Annotated in this window: 23 protein-coding genes; 20 read left to right on the top strand and 3 right to left on the bottom strand. The window is 63.2% G+C overall.

Annotated elements, in window-relative coordinates; all coding sequences use genetic code 11:
• Nucleotides 1-35: 35 nt before the first annotated feature.
• Both dnaN and dnaA read right to left on the bottom strand, forming a co-directional pair.
• The gene (gene dnaN, locus HPY55_05055) at nucleotides 36-1,157 is read right to left on the bottom strand and encodes a DNA polymerase III subunit beta (protein NPV70005.1); all 1,122 of its coding nucleotides are present in this window, start codon (nucleotides 1,155-1,157) and stop codon (nucleotides 36-38) included.
• Nucleotides 1,158-1,378: 221 nt separating this feature from the next.
• Nucleotides 1,379-2,770, bottom strand: coding sequence for a chromosomal replication initiator protein DnaA (dnaA, locus tag HPY55_05050; GenBank protein ID NPV70004.1), 1,392 nt, complete (start codon nucleotides 2,768-2,770; stop codon nucleotides 1,379-1,381).
• A gap of 339 nt (nucleotides 2,771-3,109) precedes the next feature.
• On the opposite strand from dnaA, the gene rpmH reads away from it, so the two are divergent.
• The 18 genes from rpmH (at nucleotide 3,110) to HPY55_04960 (ending at nucleotide 17,830) form a co-directional block, all read left to right on the top strand.
• Nucleotides 3,110-3,244 carry a 50S ribosomal protein L34 gene (gene rpmH, locus HPY55_05045; protein ID NPV70003.1) on the top strand — a complete coding sequence of 45 codons (135 nt, stop codon included), beginning with the start codon at nucleotides 3,110-3,112 and terminating at the stop codon, nucleotides 3,242-3,244.
• Nucleotides 3,245-3,369: 125 nt separating this feature from the next.
• Nucleotides 3,370-3,714: a ribonuclease P protein component gene (gene rnpA / locus HPY55_05040; protein NPV70002.1), complete on the top strand. Its 345-nt coding sequence runs from the start codon at nucleotides 3,370-3,372 to the stop codon at nucleotides 3,712-3,714.
• A 47-nt stretch (nucleotides 3,715-3,761) separates the two neighbouring features.
• Complete coding sequence (gene yidD / locus HPY55_05035; protein ID NPV70001.1) at nucleotides 3,762-3,974, top strand: membrane protein insertion efficiency factor YidD; 213 nt, start codon at nucleotides 3,762-3,764, stop codon at nucleotides 3,972-3,974.
• A gap of 100 nt (nucleotides 3,975-4,074) precedes the next feature.
• Complete coding sequence (locus tag HPY55_05030; protein NPV70000.1) at nucleotides 4,075-4,680, top strand: membrane protein insertase YidC; 606 nt, start codon at nucleotides 4,075-4,077, stop codon at nucleotides 4,678-4,680.
• Nucleotides 4,677-5,297, top strand: a complete 621-nt coding sequence (locus HPY55_05025; protein ID NPV69999.1) for a protein jag — start codon at nucleotides 4,677-4,679, stop codon at nucleotides 5,295-5,297. The genes HPY55_05030 and HPY55_05025 overlap by 4 nt, the downstream gene beginning before the upstream one ends.
• Before the next feature lie 125 nt (nucleotides 5,298-5,422).
• Nucleotides 5,423-6,811 (top strand): tRNA uridine-5-carboxymethylaminomethyl(34) synthesis GTPase MnmE, encoded by a 1,389-nt coding sequence (gene mnmE / locus HPY55_05020; protein ID NPV69998.1) that lies wholly within the window; start codon nucleotides 5,423-5,425, stop codon nucleotides 6,809-6,811.
• Nucleotides 6,812-6,824: 13 nt separating this feature from the next.
• Nucleotides 6,825-8,702 (top strand): tRNA uridine-5-carboxymethylaminomethyl(34) synthesis enzyme MnmG, encoded by a 1,878-nt coding sequence (mnmG, locus tag HPY55_05015; protein NPV69997.1) that lies wholly within the window; start codon nucleotides 6,825-6,827, stop codon nucleotides 8,700-8,702.
• Between the two features lie 10 nt (nucleotides 8,703-8,712).
• Nucleotides 8,713-9,411 carry a 16S rRNA (guanine(527)-N(7))-methyltransferase RsmG gene (rsmG, locus tag HPY55_05010; GenBank protein NPV69996.1) on the top strand — a complete coding sequence of 233 codons (699 nt, stop codon included), beginning with the start codon at nucleotides 8,713-8,715 and terminating at the stop codon, nucleotides 9,409-9,411.
• A gap of 105 nt (nucleotides 9,412-9,516) precedes the next feature.
• Entirely contained in the window at nucleotides 9,517-10,386 is an 870-nt protein-coding gene (locus HPY55_05005) for a ParB/RepB/Spo0J family partition protein (protein NPV69995.1), read from the top strand.
• A gap of 209 nt (nucleotides 10,387-10,595) precedes the next feature.
• Nucleotides 10,596-11,372, top strand: a complete 777-nt coding sequence (locus HPY55_05000; protein NPV69994.1) for a ParA family protein — start codon at nucleotides 10,596-10,598, stop codon at nucleotides 11,370-11,372.
• Complete coding sequence (locus HPY55_04995) at nucleotides 11,350-12,249, top strand: ParB/RepB/Spo0J family partition protein (protein ID NPV69993.1); 900 nt, start codon at nucleotides 11,350-11,352, stop codon at nucleotides 12,247-12,249. Before HPY55_05000 ends, HPY55_04995 begins: the two co-directional genes overlap by 23 nt.
• A gap of 215 nt (nucleotides 12,250-12,464) precedes the next feature.
• On the top strand, nucleotides 12,465-13,148 hold the full coding sequence (locus HPY55_04990) for a DUF554 domain-containing protein (GenBank protein NPV69992.1): 684 nt from the start codon (nucleotides 12,465-12,467) through the stop codon (nucleotides 13,146-13,148).
• A gap of 19 nt (nucleotides 13,149-13,167) precedes the next feature.
• Nucleotides 13,168-14,346 (top strand): alanine racemase, encoded by a 1,179-nt coding sequence (gene alr / locus HPY55_04985; GenBank protein NPV69991.1) that lies wholly within the window; start codon nucleotides 13,168-13,170, stop codon nucleotides 14,344-14,346.
• Between the two features lie 121 nt (nucleotides 14,347-14,467).
• A complete protein-coding gene (locus HPY55_04980; GenBank protein ID NPV69990.1) occupies nucleotides 14,468-15,415 on the top strand; it encodes a peptidoglycan DD-metalloendopeptidase family protein in 948 nt (315 codons plus the stop codon).
• A 25-nt stretch (nucleotides 15,416-15,440) separates the two neighbouring features.
• A complete protein-coding gene (locus HPY55_04975) occupies nucleotides 15,441-15,839 on the top strand; it encodes a polymer-forming cytoskeletal protein (GenBank protein ID NPV69989.1) in 399 nt (132 codons plus the stop codon).
• 102 nt (nucleotides 15,840-15,941) lie between these two features.
• Nucleotides 15,942-16,841, top strand: a complete 900-nt coding sequence (locus tag HPY55_04970; GenBank protein NPV69988.1) for a diacylglycerol kinase family lipid kinase — start codon at nucleotides 15,942-15,944, stop codon at nucleotides 16,839-16,841.
• A gap of 29 nt (nucleotides 16,842-16,870) precedes the next feature.
• On the top strand, nucleotides 16,871-17,524 hold the full coding sequence (locus HPY55_04965; protein ID NPV69987.1) for a phosphoribosyltransferase: 654 nt from the start codon (nucleotides 16,871-16,873) through the stop codon (nucleotides 17,522-17,524).
• 51 nt (nucleotides 17,525-17,575) lie between these two features.
• On the top strand, nucleotides 17,576-17,830 hold the full coding sequence (locus HPY55_04960) for a YkuS family protein (protein NPV69986.1): 255 nt from the start codon (nucleotides 17,576-17,578) through the stop codon (nucleotides 17,828-17,830).
• On the opposite strand, the gene yyaC is transcribed toward HPY55_04960, so the two are convergent.
• Complete coding sequence (yyaC, locus tag HPY55_04955) at nucleotides 17,827-18,471, bottom strand: spore protease YyaC (GenBank protein NPV69985.1); 645 nt, start codon at nucleotides 18,469-18,471, stop codon at nucleotides 17,827-17,829. The two genes, HPY55_04960 and yyaC, sit on opposite strands and share 4 nt — an antisense overlap.
• Nucleotides 18,472-18,740: 269 nt before the next feature.
• Here yyaC and HPY55_04950 point away from each other — a divergent pair, with 269 nt between their 5' ends.
• Complete coding sequence (locus HPY55_04950) at nucleotides 18,741-19,904, top strand: hypothetical protein (protein ID NPV69984.1); 1,164 nt, start codon at nucleotides 18,741-18,743, stop codon at nucleotides 19,902-19,904.
• A 17-nt stretch (nucleotides 19,905-19,921) separates the two neighbouring features.
• Nucleotides 19,922-20,311 (top strand): hypothetical protein, encoded by a 390-nt coding sequence (locus HPY55_04945; protein ID NPV69983.1) that lies wholly within the window; start codon nucleotides 19,922-19,924, stop codon nucleotides 20,309-20,311.
• The last annotated feature ends 6 nt before the right edge of the window (nucleotides 20,312-20,317 follow it).

Here is a 20,317-nt window from a genome sequence, read left to right as displayed (position 1 = left end):
CTCCCCCGCCGGAGAGATTCCCCGCGGCCGTCCACTTACGAAACCTCGGCCGTCCGCAGGGGCATTACCACGTAGATAAAGTTTTCATGGTCGACGTATCTGATACATGCGGGGCTGAACTTGCCGGTGCTCCTAAGAAGGACTTCATCGACGTCGATCACCCTGAGCCCCTCGATGAGCAGCCTCGCGTTGAACGCTATCTCGAGGCTTTCGCCTTCCACCTGAGCGTCTACATCCTCGCGTACGCGCCCGACTTCCGGCGACGCGGCCGACATCGACACACAGCCCCCGGAGATGTTCAGCCTTATGGTGTTATCGTCGTCGGACGAAACGAGTGACGCACGCTCACATGCATCATGGAGGTCCTGGCGCCGTATGGTTACGGTTGTAGAGTACGACTTGGGGATTATCTGCTGGTATGGCGGGAACTGGCCCTCGAGGAGCCTGCTGATTACCCTGACTTCTCCTATGGTGAATAGCGCGTGTCCCTGCCCTGCTTCCAGTCCAACCGACGGGACTTCGGGTCCGCTCTGGATCAATCGCGCAACCTCGTTAAGCGCCCTCGCGGGGACTATTGCCTTCGACTCCGGTATCCCGTCGTTACTCAGGTAAACCCGCCTGAACGAGAGCCTCACGCCGTCGATCGCCACCATGCTGAGCTCGCGACCGGACGCTTCGAGCAGCACTCCGGTCAATACCGGCCTTGCATCACTCTGTGCCGTCGCAAACGCCGTCTGGCGTATCATACCCTTCATTGTCTCGGTCTCTACCGTTATCGGCCCGGCTGCGCTGATCTCGGGAAGTGAAGGGAATTGAACGGCGTCGAATCCATGAATTGTGAATTCAGAGCGGCCCCACGTCAGTGTGGCCGTATGATTGGAGACGTCGGCGTCGATGGTTATGTTTCCCTGAGGGATACTCCGTATGATCTCCCCCATGATCTTCGCCGGCAGGACGATAGACCCATCTCTCTCGACAGTGCCGCCCGCGGGCGCCTGGATCCCTATCTCGGTGTCGTACGCTTTGAGCGTAATCCGCGAGTTCTCCGCACTGATAAGGATTCCGGTAAGTACTGGGGCGGTTGTCTTCCCCGAGACTGCCCTTGCCACCGTCTGGATGGCGCCGGCGAGCTGGGGCTGCGTGAGAGAAATCCTCACGGACGATCCCTCCTGTGAGTTACTTACTGATTCTATATCTCTTTAGAAGAACCCAGTAGTAAGTAGTAAGTGTTGTAGGTTATGTGGGTAACAGTACGAAGCCATTGGTGCTCAACTCTTTAAGCCTATGGACAAGATGTGGAAAGCGTAACGACTTGTCCAGGTTATCCAGCGCATGGAATATCCTGGATGGACAAGTGGGGAAATCCATGGTGTATCCACTACTTGTCCACACCGCGGTTGTGAGTTTCCTTACCCTTTATCTTCTGGGTGAGGAGTTCCAGTGCGTAGACCAGTCCCTGATCTGTCTGTATGATTCGCGATATCTTGTCGCACGCGTGGATGACCGTGGTGTGGTCCCTTCCGCCAAATGCGTCGCCGATCCTCGGGAGGCTGGCATTGGTAAGCTCCCTGGTCAGGTACATGGCGACCTGCCTGGGGAATGCGACGGCGCGGGTCCGGCGCTTCTCCTTCAGGTCGTCGGGGTCAAGTCCGTAGTGCTCGGAGACGACTCTCTGGATCAGCTCGACTGTTACCTGGCGCGGTTTGGCCGCGGGTATTATGTCCTTGAGCACTTCCTGGGCTATGGTCAGGTCGATCGACTTGCAGTTGACCGAGGAATACGCGACCACCCTTATGAGGGCGCCCTCCAGTTCGCGAATATTGGTCTCGATCTGGCTGGCTATGTACTGCAGAACGTCCAACGGGACACTGAGATTTTCGGTGCGCGCTTTGGCGCGGAGGATAGCTATCCTGGTCTCGATGTCCGGAGGCTGGATGTCGCAGGTGAGTCCCCACTCGAACCGCGTACGCAGCCGTTCCTCGAGCGTGACGATCTCCCTCGCAGGACGGTCGCTGGAGATTACGATCTGTCTATTGGCCTGGTGCAGGGCGTCGAATGTGTGGAAAAACTCCTCCTGAGTGCCTTCCTTGCCGGCCAGGAACTGGATGTCATCTATGAGCAGGACGTCGATGTTCCGGTACTTGTTCCGGAAATCGAAAGTAGTGCGGTCCCTGATTGCGAGTATGAGTTCGTTCGTAAATGTCTCGGTGGACACGTAAACGATTTTGGCCCTCGGGTTATTCCTGAGGACCTGGTGACCTATGGCCTGCATAAGGTGGGTTTTGCCGAGTCCCACTCCCCCGTAGACGAAGAGAGGATTGTAGGCGCGGGCCGGCGCCTCGGCTACGGCCAGCGCGGCAGCATGGGCAAACCGGTTGCTGGGACCCACCACGAATGTGTCGAAGGTGTATCGAGGGTTCAGGGCCGGGCGCGCGAACGCCTCGCCGGACGCCTGCGGGGGAGCGACCGGAGCGTACTGCCCGGGGTGCTCACCGGACGGAGCCTCCACCGGATCCTCTGTGGGAGGTATCACGAAAGTCAAATTGACATCCTGGCCGGAAATGTCCTTGAGAACTTTCTTGAGGAGAGGGGTATACCTGGATTCGACCCAGTTTCTCGCGAACTCGTTCGGTATGCTGATCACCATCGTGTCGCCGTAGAACGCGAGGGGTTTCGTGTTCTTCAGCCACTGCTGGAAGGTCGGTTTAAAGAGGTCTCTTTCCACGGTTTCGAGGGCCTTCTCCCACATTTGCCCCAACTCAGTCCGCATCGGCGTCCCACCTTTCAGGCATGTGGCGGGCTTTTCGTTCGCGCGGGATTCCGCGGCGTTAAATATCAACAAGTTGCCCACAAAATTACCCACAGTCTGTGGATAAAGTTCAAGAATCGCCGGAAGGTCCGGCGATCTTGTCTATGGCATATGATAGCAAAAAGTGAGGGGGTTGGCAAGAATCGGCGGGCTCCCCAGAGGGGCGGGAAGACTGACGGCGGGGCGCGCTGTATGGGGTTGTTCCTTGACACCCGCTGGAAGCATCGTATATAATTCACCCTGTAACTTCGCGAGGATCTACGTATGAAAGTGGTCCGTGGTAGCGGGAGGTAGGGTTCGTTGAAGAGGACGTACCAGCCGAAAGTCAGGAGGAGGAAACGTACCCACGGTTTTCTGGCAAGGATGCGGACCGCGGGCGGACAGAAGGTTATCAAGCGGAGGCGGCTCCAGGGCCGGAAGCGGTTGTCGGCATAGGTTCCCTGGGCCGGGCCTAAGTATCGAGTGCGATAATGCGGTCGGCATGTTGCGGACCGCCTTTATTTTCGGCCGGCAATTCGTCACTCGATATCTCAGGGGCCAAGTCTACTCGGAAGGCGTGGGTGTGCCGGTTGCTTGGGCGGGAGAACAGACTGCGGTCATCGGCTGAGTTCAAGGCGGTGTACCGGGGGGGGAGGCTTTACCCGGGCAGGCTGGTGATGCTGTACGTCTTTCGAGAGGGCTCCGGTAAGAAGGCGGGGATCGTGGTTTCTCGCAGGATAGGCGGGGCCGTGAAAAGGAATCGCGTCAGGCGGTTGATCCGCGAGGCCGTCAGGAAGCACTTGCCGGAGATTCCCGAGGGGATCCGGATGGTGCTCACGGCGAGGTCGGGCGCGGCGGAAGCGCCCTTCGAGGCGGTCCAGGCGGAGGTAACCGGGCTGCTCGTGAAGGCGGGACTTATGGAGTGACGAGGGCCGAGGAAATGCCGGGAGAATCTGCGGGGGCGCCGCCGGGTATGGCGGCAAGGGGTGCGCTGGCCCTTATCGATCTGTATCAGAAGGCCATCTCTCCATACCTTGGCAGGCGTTGCAGGTATTACCCGTCGTGCTCAGAATATATGAGCGAGGCTGTCAGGAAGTACGGGGCGGCCAGGGGGATAGCGCTGGGCCTCAGGCGCGTGTGCAGGTGCCACCCTTTCGGTGGTTCGGGATACGACCCCGTGCCGTGATCCAGCGGACGGCTTTGTGGTGGCGGAGGATACATTTTGGGAATAATGTTGGCAGGAGCAGGAAAGGGAGGGTACACGTTTGGGCTGGCTGTCTGGCACGATGCAGGAAGGCATCGCATACCTCTTCAACCTCACGGGAAGCTACGGGCTCGCAATCATATTTCTAACGATAGCCGTGAGGATAGTGCTCCTGCCCTTCACGGTGCTTCAGACGCGGTCGACTACGAAGATGCAGTCGCTGCAGCCTGAGATCAGCGTTCTGCAGAAGAAATACAAGTCCGACCCGGAGAGGCTCAACAAGGAGACCATGGATCTGTGGCGGAAGAACAAGGTTAACCCGCTGTCGGGATGCCTGCTTCTGCTGGTGCAGTTCCCCTTCCTGATCGCTTTCTTCCAGGCGCTCGACAAGTACGAGCCGCTCAAGACCGCGACGTTCCTCATGTGGAACCTTGGCCAGCCCGACAAGTTTGTGCTCCCGCTGCTGGCCGCGGCGAGCACGTTCGTTCAGACGAGGGTGAGTACGGCGCCCGGTGATACCAGCCAGCAGTCGATGATGTATATATTCCCGATCCTGATAGGGTGGATGGCGACCAGGTTCGCCGCGGCCTTGTCGCTGTACTGGGTGATCAGTAACCTCTGGAGCATCGTCGAGAGAATCGCTATTGGGAAGATCCCGGTGGCCAAAGGGGAAGCGGGTCAGACATGAGATCTGTCGAGAAGAGAGGCAGGACGGTTGAAGAAGCCATAATCCTGGCCCTCGAGGAGCTGGGGACGGATCGCGAGAAGGTGACCGTGGAGGTCCTGGAAGAGGGCGCCAAGGGCCTGTTTGGGCTTCTCGGCTCCAAGGAGGCCCGAGTCCGGGTTACGGAGAAGGCGCAGAAAGTTGAGTTCGTGAGGAAGTTCCTGGAGGAGATAGGCGAGGCGCTCAAGGTCAAGGTGTTTGTGAAGGTGTCAGAGTCGGAGGACCACGTGTTTGCCGAGGTCGTGGGGGCGGAGGCGGGGATGCTCATCGGGCGTCACGGGCAAGCGCTGGACAGCCTGCAATACCTCGTTAACCTCGCGGCATCGAAGGCCAGCGATGACGGCCGGCGGGTCATCGTGGACGTGGAAGGTTACCGCAAGCGGCGCGAGGAGGCGGTCAAGAAGCTCGCGGCGCGCATGGCGGACCGGGTGAGGCGGACGGGTAAACCCGTCGCGCTCGAGCCCATGTCGTCGCATGAGCGAAGGATCGTCCACCTTGCGTTGCAGGATGACCCGAACGTCGAGACCCACAGCGAAGGGGAGGAGCCGTACAGAAAGATCATAATCTCCTCGAAACGGTAGTCGACCTTTAGGCCCGGCCTGCGCGTGTGACTCATTTGGCCGGGCTTTAGTCTGCCTGCCGGCGGGTTGGGGCGGGCGGCACGGTTCCGGCGGAGGACCGGGAGGGTCAAACGGTGGAATACGGCATCGGCGGCACGATCGCCGCGATCTCCACGGCGGCGGGAGAAGCCGGCATCGGAATAGTCAGGTTGAGCGGCCCGGACGCAATCGGGATTACGGGCCGGATGTTTCGTGGCCCGCGTGGTGGCGGCCTGCCGGCGAATAGCCATTCGGTCGTATACGGGCACGTCGTCGACCCCAGGTCGGGCGAGATCATAGACGAGGTGCTCGTGACGGTGTTTCGCGCCCCGCGTTCGTACACGAGGGAGGATGTCGTGGAGATCGGCTGCCACGGCGGGCTCGCGGCGGTGCGCGGGGTGCTGCAGGCCGCGCTGAGGGCCGGTGCTCGGGCGGCTCTGCCGGGTGAGTTCACCGCACGCGCCTTCCTTAATGGCCGGTTGGACCTGTCTCAGGCGGAGGCCGTGCTCGACCTGGTACGTTCGAAGACGGGGCGCGCGGCGGCCGCCGCGCTGGCGCAGCTCCAGGGCGGGTTGTCGGGGAAGGTTCGCAGGGTTCGTGAGGACCTGCTGGATGTCGTGGCGTGGATAGAGGCGGGGATCGATTTTCCCGACGAAGTGGGCGACCCGCCGGGGGACGAGCTGGCGAAGCAAATTGGAGCGGCGGCGCTGGAGATAGGACGGCTGCTGAATAGCGCGGGGAGCGGGAGGATCCTGAGGGAAGGGATCCGCGTGGCATTGGCCGGCAGGCCTAACGTGGGAAAGTCGTCGCTGATGAACGCGCTTCTCAGGATGGAGCGTGCGATAGTGACCGACGTCCCCGGCACCACGCGAGATACGATTGAGGAAGGCGCGAACATCCTCGGATTCCCGGTGACACTCGTCGACATGGCGGGGCTTCGCGATACGCGAGACGCGGTGGAAGCGGCGGGTGTGGCGCGCGCCCGCGGGGAGATAGAAGCCGCGGACGTTGTGGTGATCGTGCTGGATGACTCGGCGGGACTGGGCGATGAAGACCGCAGGGCGATCGACAACGCGCGTCGCGCGCCGGGCGTTCGGGTGGTGGCCGTAAACAAGGTCGACCTTGGGGCTGGCGCGCTCGCGAGGGTGGACCTCGAGGGATTGTGCGGGGCGTCGCGTGCTGTGAGGGTGTCTGCCAGGACCGGCGAGAACATTGGCGCGCTGGAAGAGGCCATCGTGGCCGCAGCCGGCGGGACCGGTTCGAGCGGGGGCTCGCTTGCACAGGTCGTCGTAACCAACGCGAGGCACGCCGCCGCGCTCGAGAGGGCGGCTGCTGCCCTGGACGAGGCAGAGAGCGGAGTGAAGTCGGGACTGCCGGTAGACCTCGCATCGACCGCCTTGCGTGACGCCGTCGACGCGCTTGGGGAGATCACTGGAGACACGGCCGGCGAAGAGATCATTGACAGGATTTTCAGGGAGTTCTGCGTGGGGAAATAGGGGGGTGAGAGCGATGCACTTCGGGGGACGGTTTGACGTCATAGTGATCGGCGCTGGACACGCCGGCTGCGAGGCGGCTCTCGCGGCGGCGCGGATCGGCTGCTCGACGGCCGTGTTCACCATCAGCCTCGAAGGCGTCGCGCTCATGCCGTGCAACCCCGCCGTCGGAGGCCCGGGGAAGGGGCACCTCGTGCGCGAGATCGACGCGCTCGGCGGGGAAATGGCCCTGAACACCGACAGGTCGCTGCTACAGATCAAGATGCTCAACACCGGCAAGGGCCCCGCGGTGCAGGCGCTGCGCGCGCAGTGCGACAAGAAGGTGTACCAGGCGAACATGCGCAGGGTGCTGGAGAGTCAGCCCAACCTGCGGATCAAGCAAGGCATGGTGACTTCGATACTCGTGGAGGACGGCAGGGTGAAGGGCGTCCGCACGAGTACCGGTATGGAATACGAGGCCGCCGCCGTTGTGATCACATCGGGCGTGTACATGGAGAGCCGGGTTATCACGGGCGAATTCTCTGCTCTGTCCGGGCCCTCCGGTTACCTTCCGTCGGTCGGGCTGTCGAGGAACCTTCGCGAACTGGGCCTGGGGATCGGGCGGTTCAAGACCGGCACTCCGCCCAGGGTCGACGGCCGGACCGTCGATTTCTCGAAGACTACGCCGCAACCCGGAGACGATCGCCCGCTGGCGTTCTCATTTATGACCGAACCGGCGGTTCGCGAGCAATTCCCATGCTACCTGACTTATACAAACGAGGAGACCCACAGGCTTATCAGGGACAACTTGCACCGGGCCCCGCTCTACAATGGGTCCATTAAGGGCAGGGGACCGAGGTACTGCCCGTCGATAGAAGACAAGGTGGTCCGGTTCGCAGACAAGCAGCACCACCAGGTGTTCCTGGAGCCGGAGGGTCGCGACACTGTAGAGATGTACGTTCTGGGGGTCTCGACCAGCCTCCCGGAGGACGTCCAGGTAGAGATGCTCCACACCATTCCCGGCCTGGAGAACGCGGAGATCCTGAGGCCGGGGTACGCTATCGAATACGACTACATCGTACCGTCGGAGATCGGCGCGACGCTCGAAACGAGGAAGGTTCGCGGGCTGTTCTCGGCGGGGCAGGTGAACGGCACCTCGGGCTACGAAGAGGCGGCGGCGCAGGGGGTCATCGCGGGTATCAACGCGGCGGCCTGCGTGCGCGGCAAATCCCCCTTTGTCCTGCAGAGGTCCGAGGCGTACACCGGCGTGCTCATTGACGATCTGGTCACCAAGGTGCCGGACGAGCCTTACAGGATGATGACCTCACGGGCGGAACACAGACTGCTGCTGAGGCAGGACAACGCCGACCTCCGGCTGACCGAGCTCGGCTGGAAGGCGGGTCTCGTATCGGAGGCGCGATACGCGGCCTTCCGCAGGAAGCGAGACCTTATAGCCGAGGCCATGTCGCTGACGCAGACGTGCGTGGCGCCGTCCGCAGATGCCAACGCGGTGCTCCGGGAGCGGGGGTCCGCAGAGATACATGGTAGCGTCACCCTGGCGCAGCTCCTGAGGCGGCCGGGAATCGGATACAGTGACCTGAGGCGGATCCACCGGAGCCTCCCCGACTATCCTGCCGACGTCGTGGAGCAGGTGGATCTGCATCTCAAGTTCGAGGGGTACCTGGCCAGGGAGGCGGCGCAGGTGGAAAGGTTCAGGCGGCTGGAGGGGAAGCTGCTTCCGGAGGGAGTCGAGTTCGACTCGGTACCGGGCGTCTCGACCGAAGGCCGGCAGAAACTCTCGAAGATACGGCCGGTGTCGGTAGGGCAGGCCCTCAGGATTCCCGGGGTCTCGCCGGCCGACGTGACTGCTCTGATGATATACGTGGAGGAGACGAGACGGCGTGCCCGAGGGTGACTGGAGGAGCATTCTATCATCTGGAGCGGCCGCGCTTGGCATAGCGCTTGAAAGCGGGCATCTGGCCGCGTTTGAGGCATACCGCCGCGAGATTCTGGAATGGAATCAACGCATTAATCTGACCGCGATCACCGGAGATGAGGAGATCGCGGTCAAGCATTTCGTGGATTCGATAGCGTGCCTCAAGGCGGCCGAAATACCGCCCCGCGCCAGACTGGTGGACGTGGGCAGCGGCGCGGGGTTTCCGGGGATCCCGCTGGCTATTCTCCGGCCTGACCTGGACCTGTGGCTGCTCGACGCCACCCGGAAGAAGGTGGAGTTCCTGCGGCACGTGACTGCGGCGCTCGGGATAGCGGCCCATACTGTCTGGGCGAGGGCCGAGGACGCCGGTCAACGGAAGGACCTCCGTGAGCGGTTCGACGTCGCGACGGCCAGGGCGGTGGCGCCGCTGGGCATACTCGCTGAGTACTGCCTGCCGCTATGCCGGGTGGGGGGCCGCGTGCTTGCGATGAAGGGCCGGTATGCATCCGCCGAGGTAGGGGCGGCGATGCGCGCCGTTCGCCTGCTGGGAGGCAGGGTTGAGTCGGTGTACGAATACGAACTACCGTTCGGCGCCGGAACGAGGGCGATTCCGGTGATTGTCAAGGATAAGCCGACTCCTCGAGCATATCCCCGCAATGCCGGCACACCGGCGAAAAAACCCCTTTAGCGCTCGAGATTGAGCTTCAGTCGCCCGCCCCGAGAGAAGGAAGAGCGCCCCGGCCCGCCGAAATCTGGAGATATTACCAGAGATTGGCAGGGGCGGTGGGCTGGAATGAAGCGGACTCCCTGGTTGAGGGCGTTATCTGGTTCCAGAGACCCTGTGCAGGCTGGAGTAGCAGCCCGCAAGACGGAGAAGCCCCCGGAAGTCGTGGAGATTCCCGCGGCCTCGATATTGTTCAGTCCCTTTCAGCCCCGCGAGGACGCGGGCGGCGACATCGCGGAGCTGTGTGAATCCATCAAAACCCACGGTTTGATTCAACCGGTCGTGGTCAGGCGCACCGGGGCAGGGTATGAGCTTGTTGCCGGCGAGAGAAGGGTCAGGGCCTGCAAGATGGCGGGCGTCGAGAGGATCCCCGCCATAGTCAGGGATTACGACGACAGGGCATCGGCCCTCGCAGCCCTGATCGAGAATGTCCAGAGGGAGGATCTACGCCCGCTGGAGGAGGCGGAGGCATACTGCCGGCTCTCGGCGGAGTTCGGTCTCACCCAGGAGCAGGTTGCGCAGGCGGTCGGCTTGAGCCAGCCCGCGGTGGCGAACAAGATCCGCCTGCTCAGGCTGCCTGAAGAGGTGAAGGATGCGCTCAGGTCCGGCGCGATCACGGAACGCCATGCGAGGGCTTTGCTGAGGCTCGAGAGTAAGGAGGCCCAGCTGGAAGCACTGGGGAGCATTGTGCGGCAGCGGCTGACTGTGCAGGAATCGGAGGCGCTGGTCGAGGGGTCTGTGGAGAACGCCACCCCACGGGGCAGGCGGAAGAAGCTGCGATTGCGGGTGTTCAAGGACGCGCGGCTTTTCGTGAACTCCTTCAGGTCGGCAGTTGGAGCGCTCCGCCGCGCGGGGCTCGACGCGACGCTCGAAGAAAGGGAATCCGAAGGATTCATCGAGGTGGTAATGAGGATACCGAAGCCGAAACGGACGGTGTGAGGGAGTGGAGGCGCCCCGTTCGAAACGGCAGAGTGGGGAGCGGGTAGGGCGTCGGCCGTCGGGCGGGACCGGGGCCCCGGAGTTTCGATGTGCCAGGTGCGGGCGCGAAAGCGCCCGTTTTATGGTGTCGGATGGTGTCGCACAGGAAGGGGTTGGTTGGAGTGTGACGAATAGGAGCGGAGGAAGCGACCCGGCGCAGGGGGGATTTGATGGCGAGGGTTATTGCGATAGCGAACCAGAAAGGCGGAGTGGGGAAGACGACCACGGCTGTCAATCTGGGGACGTGCATCGCGGAATTGGGCCGGAGAGTCCTCGTCGTCGACGTTGATCCGCAGGGCAACGCGACGAGCGGGCTGGGTCTGGACAGGAAAAAGGTCCGCAGGTCCATATACGATGCCCTCATAAACAACGTACCGCTGCGGGAGATCGTCTGCGCGACAGCTATCCGGGGACTGGACACCGTTCCGTCCACCCTCGACCTGGCGGGAGCCGAGATCGAGCTCGTAGCCGTCGAGAGGAGAGAAACGCGGCTGAGGCAGGCGGTGGAAGGGGTCCGCGGCGACTACGAGTTCATATTCATGGATTGTCCTCCTTCTCTTGGCCTCCTCACCCTCAATGCGCTCACGGCGGCGGATTCCATCCTGGTGCCCATCCAGTGCGAGTATTACGCGCTGGAGGGACTCGGGCAGCTCATGAGGACTGTGGCGCGCGTGCAACAGCACCTGAACCCAGGGCTGGTGGTCGAAGGGGTTGTGCTTACGATGTTCGACGGCAGGACGAACCTGTCGATACAGGTGGCGGAGGAGGTCAAGCGGTACTTCCGCTCGAAGGTGTACCGGACTGTCGTCCCGAGGAACGTCCGGCTGAGCGAAGCTCCGAGTCACGGGAAACCCATCACGTTGTACGATTCCCGCTCGCGCGGGGCAGATGTGTACAAAGAGCTTGCGAAGGAAGTGACTGAGCGTGCAGAAAAGAGGACTAGGTAGAGGCCTCGAGGCCCTCATCCCGGACATCGACGCCGGGCCGCCGGCTCAGCCGCAGGAGATACCGGTCGGCGACGTGATGCCTAACGCGCTTCAGCCCCGGCGCAGGTTCGACGACGCGAAGATGGAGGAGCTCGTCAAGTCAGTCAAGGAGCACGGGGTAGTGCAGCCCGTGCTCGTCAGGAGGCGGGGAGACAGGTACGAGCTCATCGCCGGCGAGCGGCGCTGGCGGGCGGCTCAGGCCGCCGGCCTCCGGACAGTCCCGGCGGTAGTTCGCGAGATGGGCGACCGCGAGGTCATGGAGGTCGCCCTGATAGAGAACCTCCAGAGGGAGGACCTGAACCCCATGGAGGAGGCGGAAGCATTCGAAAGGCTGGCGCGTGAGTTTGGGCTGACACAGGAAGAGACCGCGTCCAGGGTGGGGAAGAGCCGTACTCACATAACGAACATGATACGCCTCCTGCAACTGCACGAGCCGGTTCAGATGATGGTCCGGGACGGACGGTTGAGCATGGGTCACGCGAGGGCGATAGTAAGCCTTCGGCCGGCGGAGCAATCTGGGGTGGCGCAGGCGGTGGTGGACCGTGGATTGTCGGTCAGGGAGACGGAGTCTCTCGCCAGGAAGATTGCGGCCGGAGACAAGGGGAAAAAGAGTCGCGGCTCGAAGGTGACGGGGCGGGGCGCCGGCACCGCGGAACTGGGGGACGCGGAGGGACTCTTGATGGAGGCCCTCGGCACCAGAGTCCGGATCGAAGGTAACGAGCGGAAGGGCCGCATCGAGATATCGTTCTACAGCAGGGACGACCTGGAGCGAATCGTGGGCATCATACTGGGTGGTAAGGGCGAGACCCAAGGCAAAGCGGCCGGCAAGATCGGGTAGTCCCACGCTTCCCGGCCTGCATATTCGCGAGATCCCGCCGCATGTTTCACGTGGAACACCGCGCCGGCCGCAGGGCCGGTCCCGCGTGGGGCAGGACGCTCCAAACCGTCAGGGCGAGTACGCTACCCCGGCCCCTGTTGTGTTCTTACCGGTGCGTTCCGTGCCGCAGTACGGCCGGCGCCGGCGGAGCGAGCACCTGATCGGGGGTGAATTCGTTGATCGGATCGATCGTCAACGCGGCGGTCGTCGTGGCTGGCAGCCTGGTGGGGGCCTTCGGGCTCAAGGGCGTTTCCGAGAAGACCAGGAATACCGTCACGAGCGTGATGGGGCTCCCAGTGGTACTCATCGGCATCGGCATGGCCATGAAAACCGCCAGCGTCTTTTCGGTGATCCTGAGCCTTGTGGGGGGCGCCGTCATCGGCGAGAACCTTGCGATAGAGGACCGGCTAAACCAGGTCGGAAGGGCTCTTGAAGCCCGGTTCCCTCAGAAGAGCGGCGACTTCACGAAGGGATTCGTTACGGCGACGCTCATATATTGCATCGGGGCGATGGCGGTAATGGGTGCCATCGAGGAAGGGTTGTCGGGGAGACGCGACATACTGTACGCCAAATCCCTCCTGGACGGCGTCACATCGGTGATCCTCTCCTCGGCAATGGGGCTCGGCGTGATGTTCTCGGCCGTGCCTGTCCTGGTGTACCAGGGCTCCATATCCCTCATGGCGCAGGCAATCGAACGCTTCCTCACGGAGGCGGCGATCAGGGAGGTTAGCGCCACTGGCGGCCTCATGATCGTGGGAATAGGGTTGAACATGCTGGGCGCCACGAAGATCCCCGTAGGGAACCTGCTGCCCGGCCTGGTGATCGCGGCCGTGCTGGCGATGACCGGGATTCTCGCATAATAGCGGGAGGGTGATTCAGTTGATAGGACTCAGCCAGATCCGGCCGGCCTGGGCGGAGGTCGACCTCGACGCCATCGCGAACAACATCTCCGTGATGAAGGCGGGGCTGGCGCCCGGCTCGTCGATCATGGCGGTGGTCAAGGCGGCGGGGTATGGCCACGGCGCGGTCCCTGTCGCCCGGGCTTCACTGGACGCGGGGGCCGGGAGTCTCGGTGTCGCCACGTTGCATGAGGCGCTGGAGCTCCGGCGAGCGGGAATCACTGCGCCGGTGCTGGTCCTGGGCTATACCCCGGAAGAGCAGGCGGAAATCGTCGTGGCCAATGACGTAACCCAGGCGGTATGGACTATCCCTGGCGTACAGGCGCTGCTATCGGCGGCCAGGCGGCTCGGGAAGCCAGCCCTCATGCACCTGAAGATAGACTCGGGGATGGGGCGCATCGGTGCGCGACCGGGTGAGGAACTCGACCGGCTGGTGGAGGCCCTGATGAGCGCGGGCCTGGAAGAAATCGACGGGGCTTTCACTCACTTCTCGGTCGCCGACACAGATCCCGACTACACCGAACACCAGTTCGCTACGTTCATGGACTCGGTCGAGAAGATCGAGAGGCGCGGCTTGAGGGCACGCACACTTCACTGCTGTGGGAGCGCCGCGCTGATCGGGTACCGGGAGTACCACCTCGACATGATCCGGCCCGGCATCGTCCTGTACGGATATCCACCCGTGCCCGCCCAGGGATTCCGGATAGCGTTGACCATCAAGGCCCGGCTTTCCCACGTCAAGACGGTGAATACGGGCGACAGCATAAGCTACGGCCGCACTTACATAGCCGACAGGGCGGTCAGAGTCGGATCGCTGCCGCTCGGGTATGCCGACGGATACCGCCGCGTCCTCTCCAACAAGGGCGAGGTCGTGGTGGGCGGCACGCGCGCCCGCATCCTGGGGCGGGTCTGCATGGACCAGTTCATGGTGGACCTTAGCGGCATCGAAGGGGTTTCCGCCGGGGACGTAGTGACCGTGCTGTCATCCGACCCGAAGGCCGGTCCTACCGCCGCCGACCTTGCAGCCGCGTGTGGAACGATCGTCAACGATATCCTGACCGGGCTCAGCCCGCGACTACCGCGAGTGTATCACCGCGGCGGGGAATGGTTCACGCTCGATCCCGGCGGGGCGAGACTCGACGTAGACCCCGGCTCGTGAAGCGGGTCTCGCTTCCATTGAAGGAAAACCGCGGCGGGCGTGGAATAGTGAGTGCGACCGTCATCATTGGCGGTCGGTTTGTGTTGACTAATATGCAGAGAATCCGGTGGTGGAGCAACAGTTGACCGGCTCCAAGAGGAAAGCCGATCAGGCCTTCACTATAATGGTGGTTCCCCACTCGGGGGACAAGCCGGTTTCCTTCCCCTTCCGAACGGTATGGTTGAAGGTAGCCGCGGCTATCCTCGGTATTGCGCTTCTGTCCACCTGCGTTTTCGCCGTCAGGTACAGGTACATGACGCGCGTCGTCGGAGAGAACGACGTCGAGCTCAAACAGCTGAGGGCGGAGAACTCCAGCCAGAAGGAGTTGCTCGACAAGCTCAGGTGCGAGGCCACCGAGGTTGAGGAGAAGCTGAACAGTCTCGAGGCGCTGGACAACCAGATTCGCGAGATCATCAAGAAGGAAAGGACCCTGATTTCGTCGCGCTCGGACCCGGCGGCGATGTCGGCAAGGTCGATCGAGCAGAGAATGGCCCTGGCCGAGGTGTCCCGCAGCGGAGCGGCTTTGCGAAGACAGGGCCTTTTCGAGGGACTCATCGAGGAGGCGCGCCTGCGCGAGCAAAGCCTTACCCAGGCCCTTAACGATCTCCAGGAGACCGTGGCGTTCCTCAGAGTCAAGCCGTCGATATGGCCGACGCTCGGTGCCGTTACATCGCGGTTTGGGTTCCGGCGGTCGCCCATCACGAGGTCGAGGGACTTCCACGAAGGCCTCGACATAGGGGCTCCTTATGGGGCGCCGGTGGCCGCCGCGGGTGATGGGGTGGTGGTGTACGCGGGCTGGCATGGCGGGCTCGGCAGGACCATCATCATCGACCATGGATACGGGATGAGGACCTGGTACGGTCACTGCCTGCGCCTGGCCGCGAAGGTCGGGCAGAAGGTGGAGAGGGGTCAGGTTATCGGGCAGGTAGGGTCGAGCGGTTCCTCAACAGGCCCGCACCTCCACTTCCAGCTGACCCTCAATGGAAAATGTGTGGACCCCGAGGACTTCATTTCATTGAGTGGCCTATAACAGATGCCTGAAGGGGTTGGGGATTATGTTCGGGAAGAAGGACGGGCCTGAAAAGAGCGACAGGATCGAGACGATCGTCGGCCAGGACACCGAGTTCAAGGGAACCATCGCTTCTTCCGGCGGCGTGCGCATAGATGGCCGCGTGGAGGGCGAAATCAACTGCAAGGGTGACATCATAGTCGGTGAGAGCGCCAGCGTGATAGCAAATATCAAGGGACGAAACGTGACCGTGGCCGGCGAATTGAAGGGCAACGTCGAGACCGACGGGAAGCTCGAGCTCGCGGGGACGGCCAGGCTGGTCGGGGACATCAAGGTCAGCAGCCTGGTTGTGGCCGACGGGGCGATGTTTCGCGGCGCGAGCGAGATGAAGAGAGATGGAAAGGACCAGACCGCCAAGGCGCCGGTGCAAGCCCCCAAACCCTGAAATAGAGGCGACGGCAACTACCCAGTCTTCAGATTGGGTAGTTTTTTTGATGGTTTCAGCGAGCGCAGATGGCGTGAGGCTCGACGCGAGGCCGCCTGTGGGGTGATCCGGACGGAACGAACGGTTTACATAGTCAACCCGGTCGCGGGTAAAGGGAAGTCCCTCAGGATCTGGGCTTTGCTGGAACCGTTGTTGAGGAAACGCGGTGAGGCTATCGAATGCAGAGTCACGCCTGGGCCGAACAGCGTATCGCAGGTCGCGCGGCAGGCGTTCGAAGAGGGGTATGACCGCATCGTGGCGGTCGGGGGCGACGGCACCGTCCAGGAGGTTGCGAACGGTATTGCCGGGACGGACTGCGAATTCGGGATCGTCCCCGCAGGGACCGGCAACGATTTCGCGAAGACACTCGATCTTCCTAAAGGACTTGAGGCCCTGGCGAACGTACTGATCGGTGACCACTCCATTCGGGTCGACCTGGGCCGCATGAACGGCGACTTCTTCGTTAACATAGCGGGCGCCGGCATCGATGCGGTGATAGCGGATCGCGTCAACAGGGGACCGGTCTACATCAACGGCACGGTCACGTACCTGGTCACCGCGATACCCACGCTCCTTTCTTACAGGTCACCGCGGATGAGAGTCTGTATCGACGGGAACGTCATCGAGGACGAGATGCTTCTCGTGGCCGTCGGTAATGGGCAGTACTACGGTGGGGGAGTCAAGATGGTGCCGGATGCCCGCGTCGACGACGGCATCTTCCACATAGTGATTGTCAGCGGGGTCGGCCGCTGGGAGGCCATGAGGCTGCTTCCCCTGACGTATTCGGGCCGGCACATGGAGTACCGTAAGTGCGCTGTGTATTCGGGGACCGAGGTGAGGATCGATTCCGAGACGCTGACCCCAGTGCAGGCCGACGGAAACATCGTGGGCGTCCTGCCCGCAGTATTCACTGTGGCTCCATCGGCGCTGAGAGTACTCGTGCCGCGCGGTCGCGAGAGGTGACTCCCCACACTACCGGGGGTGGGAACATGCTGTTCAGAGACAGGCGCGAGGCCGGACGACTGCTGTTGGCCGAGGTTCGCGGGCTCAACCTGGAGAAGCCGGTGGTCCTCGGTGTGCCGAGGGGCGGTGTCGTTGTCGCCGCCGAGGTGTCGAGGGGCCTCGGCGCCCCGCTCGACGTCATCATACCCCGGAAGATCGGCGCGCCATTCAACCCCGAACTGGCGATAGGGGCGGTGGCGCAGGACGGGTCCATCATTCTGGACGAGTCGCTCGTGGCCGCCCTCCACGTCGGCGAGGCGTACATAGCCTCGAAGGCTCGCGAAGAAACCCGGGAGATCGACCGCAGGCTCAGAGTGTTTCGGGGCGGCCGGCCAGCCCTGGATCTCGAGGGGATGGACGTCGTCGTCGTGGACGACGGCGTCGCGACGGGCCTGACGATAACCGCCGCTCTCCGCTCCATACAAAACCGCTCACCTTCCAGATTGGTCCTGGCGATTCCGGTCGCGCCGCAGGACGCGGTCCGGCGACTCGGCGAGGAAGTCGATGACCTGGTCTGCCTCGGGACACCCGAGCCATTCTCCGCCGTGGGGCAGTGGTACCTGAACTTCGAGCAGGTGGAGGACGAAGAGGTAATCGCCCTGCTCGAGGAGTCGTGGCGCGGCCGGTCTCCGTGGGATACGTAAGGGAGCCGCGGGGGAGACTCCGTGACGGAGGTGTTCCCCGTGAAGAAGACGATCGCAGTCGACGACGACCTCACGAACGTCAGGGATGCGCTGTTACGCAGGGGATACGACGTGGTAACCCTGGATCAGCCGGGGTGGGCGGAAGCCAACGCGGTCGTGATAAAGGGCATGGACAGAGACTTCATGGACGTGCAGGACGTTACCACGAGGGCGCCGGTCATCGATGCCAGCGGGCTTACCGAGGAGGAAATAGTCCAGGCCATCGAAGACCGGCTCACGCTGCAGGAACCACGCGGCCGGTTCTAGAGGGTGCGGGTCGAGCCGGCAGGGACCGCGCCGGAACACAGGCCGTAATCGGCGGGCGGGCGGACCGCGTATTCCGATACCGCGGCCCGGAGCCCGCGCGCAATCACGTTGGCCATGGCGAACACGAGGCTCAGCCTCGTGTTCTGTAGTACCAGGTACTCCATGAACCCTCCCACGTTAACGGTGCCCGTCACGAATACGTCGCCGACCGGGGGAAGGCACTTGTTCACTCCGGCTCCCGGTTTCAACGGGCCCTTCCCGACGACGACAGTCCCGATCTGGTCGTGCCTGCCCAGGCACGCGTCGACCGCGATCACCAGCGGCGACGGCCTGGCCCGGCCGAGGACCACGAGCTCATCCATCAAGTTGGTCGCGTGAAGCGGGCAGTCGAGGTGGCCCACGACGGATGCGTGAATCCTGGGGTCCTTCCGGAGCTCCGTTCCCACGAGTGGGCCCAAAGAATCACCAGTCGAGCGGTCAGTACCTATGCAGAGGATGGACAGCGGGCGGGGAGAGGGGTGGCTCTCGAGAAGCCGCAACACTGCGCATGATACGAGGTTCGATGCATCGGGATGGCGCGCGTTGATGCGTTCTTCGGCAACCAATGTCACTGGACTCCCTCCGCTACGAGCTGGCCGCATACTAGCCAGCCGCGTGCAAACCGGCGCGCCGCCGGGCGCGGCGCGATAGAAGTATATGGCTCTGCCTGCTGGGGGTATGCATCGTCGCGGTATATGCCCCGCCCTGCCCCGGCTGCATTAAAGGAGAGATGGCGCGCGTACAGAATAGTGACTCTTGATGGTTAGCCCGAGCGGAAACCGCGTTTTGAACAGACGTTACGATGCCGTCGCTCAGAGGTAGCATGGATCCGCGCGCCCCCGTAGCAGAGAAGCGGGGCGGGCTGATATGGTTGAAGCGCGCGGTCGCCATCGCTGTCCTAGCGCTGACTGTGGCAGTCGCTTTCTTTGCAGCCCGGAGGCTGACCACCCGCCGCCCCGAGCCGCCTTCGCCCATGTGGGTGGTGAAGGCGCCGGCGGCGGCCAGGCTGGTGCCAGCGTCGTCCGGGGTTGTCGTTTTCTCGAAGTCGGCCGAGGGTGTGACTGCCGTACGATTCCCCGGCCGGGAAGGACTGGCACTCTCGGCGGCTGATGGGATGATCGGGGCCGGTGACGGCGTGGTGGCGGTGGCGGACAGGGCCACCGGCGCCATCAAGTACTATCTGGTCGATGGGGCAGGAGCGACACCCTCGGGGGCGACGCCGGTAGGGACTGTCAAGATCCCCGGCGTAGCGGTTGCGGCCGGCGACCGGAAAGGGCTCGTGGCTGCAGTAGTAAGCGAGGGGCCGGCGCCTGGCGCGACGGCGGGTTCGCCAGCCGGCGCGGCGACCGGTCCTGCACCGGCCGGCGCGGCATTCAAACTCAAGCGAGTGGACTTTCGCGGGCGTCTGGCCTGGGAGAAGGAGTTCTCCGGCATCCCGCTGGCGGCGCGCGCGTGGCCGGGAGGCCTCGCGGTGATAACGGTGCTCCAGGTCAAGGACTATCCGTCCACCACGATGATCGCCGTGAAGGACAACGTGGCCGTGGAGTGCAAGGCGATCCCCGGGTTCGCGCGGAGTGTCGAGGTACACTTGCAGGCGGGCCTGATAATCTCCATCGCGGGACCGTCGGTATACGCGCACGAACTCGACGGGCGCCTGGTCTGGAGCGTGGAACCCGGCGCCGTCCCAGCGGACATCGCCGTGTGCGAGGGCGGGGTACTGGTAGCTTGCCAGAAGGAAAATCGCGGTGGGTTCGGGGGCCTGTTCGTACGGGACTCGGTGACGATGTACGACAGGCAGGGCGCCAGGGTATGGAGGACGGAGGTCCCGCCCGGGGTGTCTCGCGTGAGGGCGTGGAAGGAAGGCGTGCTCGTCGGGGGTTCGAGCGGTGTAACCGCTCTCGGCGCCTCGGGTTCGACGCAGTGGGAGCTGAAGCTCCCCTCGCCGGTTAAGGCGATGGAGGTCTCCAACGACGAATTCACCCTGTACGTGCTGACTGAGGCCGGCGAGCTCGGCGCATACAGGTTGAAACCGTAAGCGGGCAGGCGGTTCTTATGATCAGTGTTATGGACCTCGTTGAGATCGTGGCGGGCGCGGTGGCGGGGGCCCTCGCGTGCACCTGGACGGCTGGGCTGATGGGCGCCCCGCTTCTGAGGAACCTCCTGGTGTTCCTCTCGATCCTGGTGGCCGGCGACATTTCTCGGGCCACCCTCGGCCGGCGCGACACCTATTATCTCGAGGACCTGCTCAACAATGCCATTCTGTATGCCATCCTTGCGATAACGGCCACCGCTGTCACGTGGCTCGCCCGCAGGTACCTGGGGACCGATGTCGAACCGCTGTTCCCAGGCGTAGGTGCGCATATCTTCATGACGCTCATGCCGGCCCGCGAGCGGAAGCACGAGCCCGCCGGAGGGGCGAGCGGGGGCATCCGCCGGGGCTGACAAGGG

It is taken from the genome of Bacillota bacterium, from assembly GCA_013178305.1.
Lineage (GTDB): Bacteria > Bacillota > Sulfobacillia > JABLXB01 > JABLXB01 > JABLXB01.
Note: the sequence above shows the minus strand (reverse complement) of the source record. Positions and strands in the feature narration are given on the sequence as shown.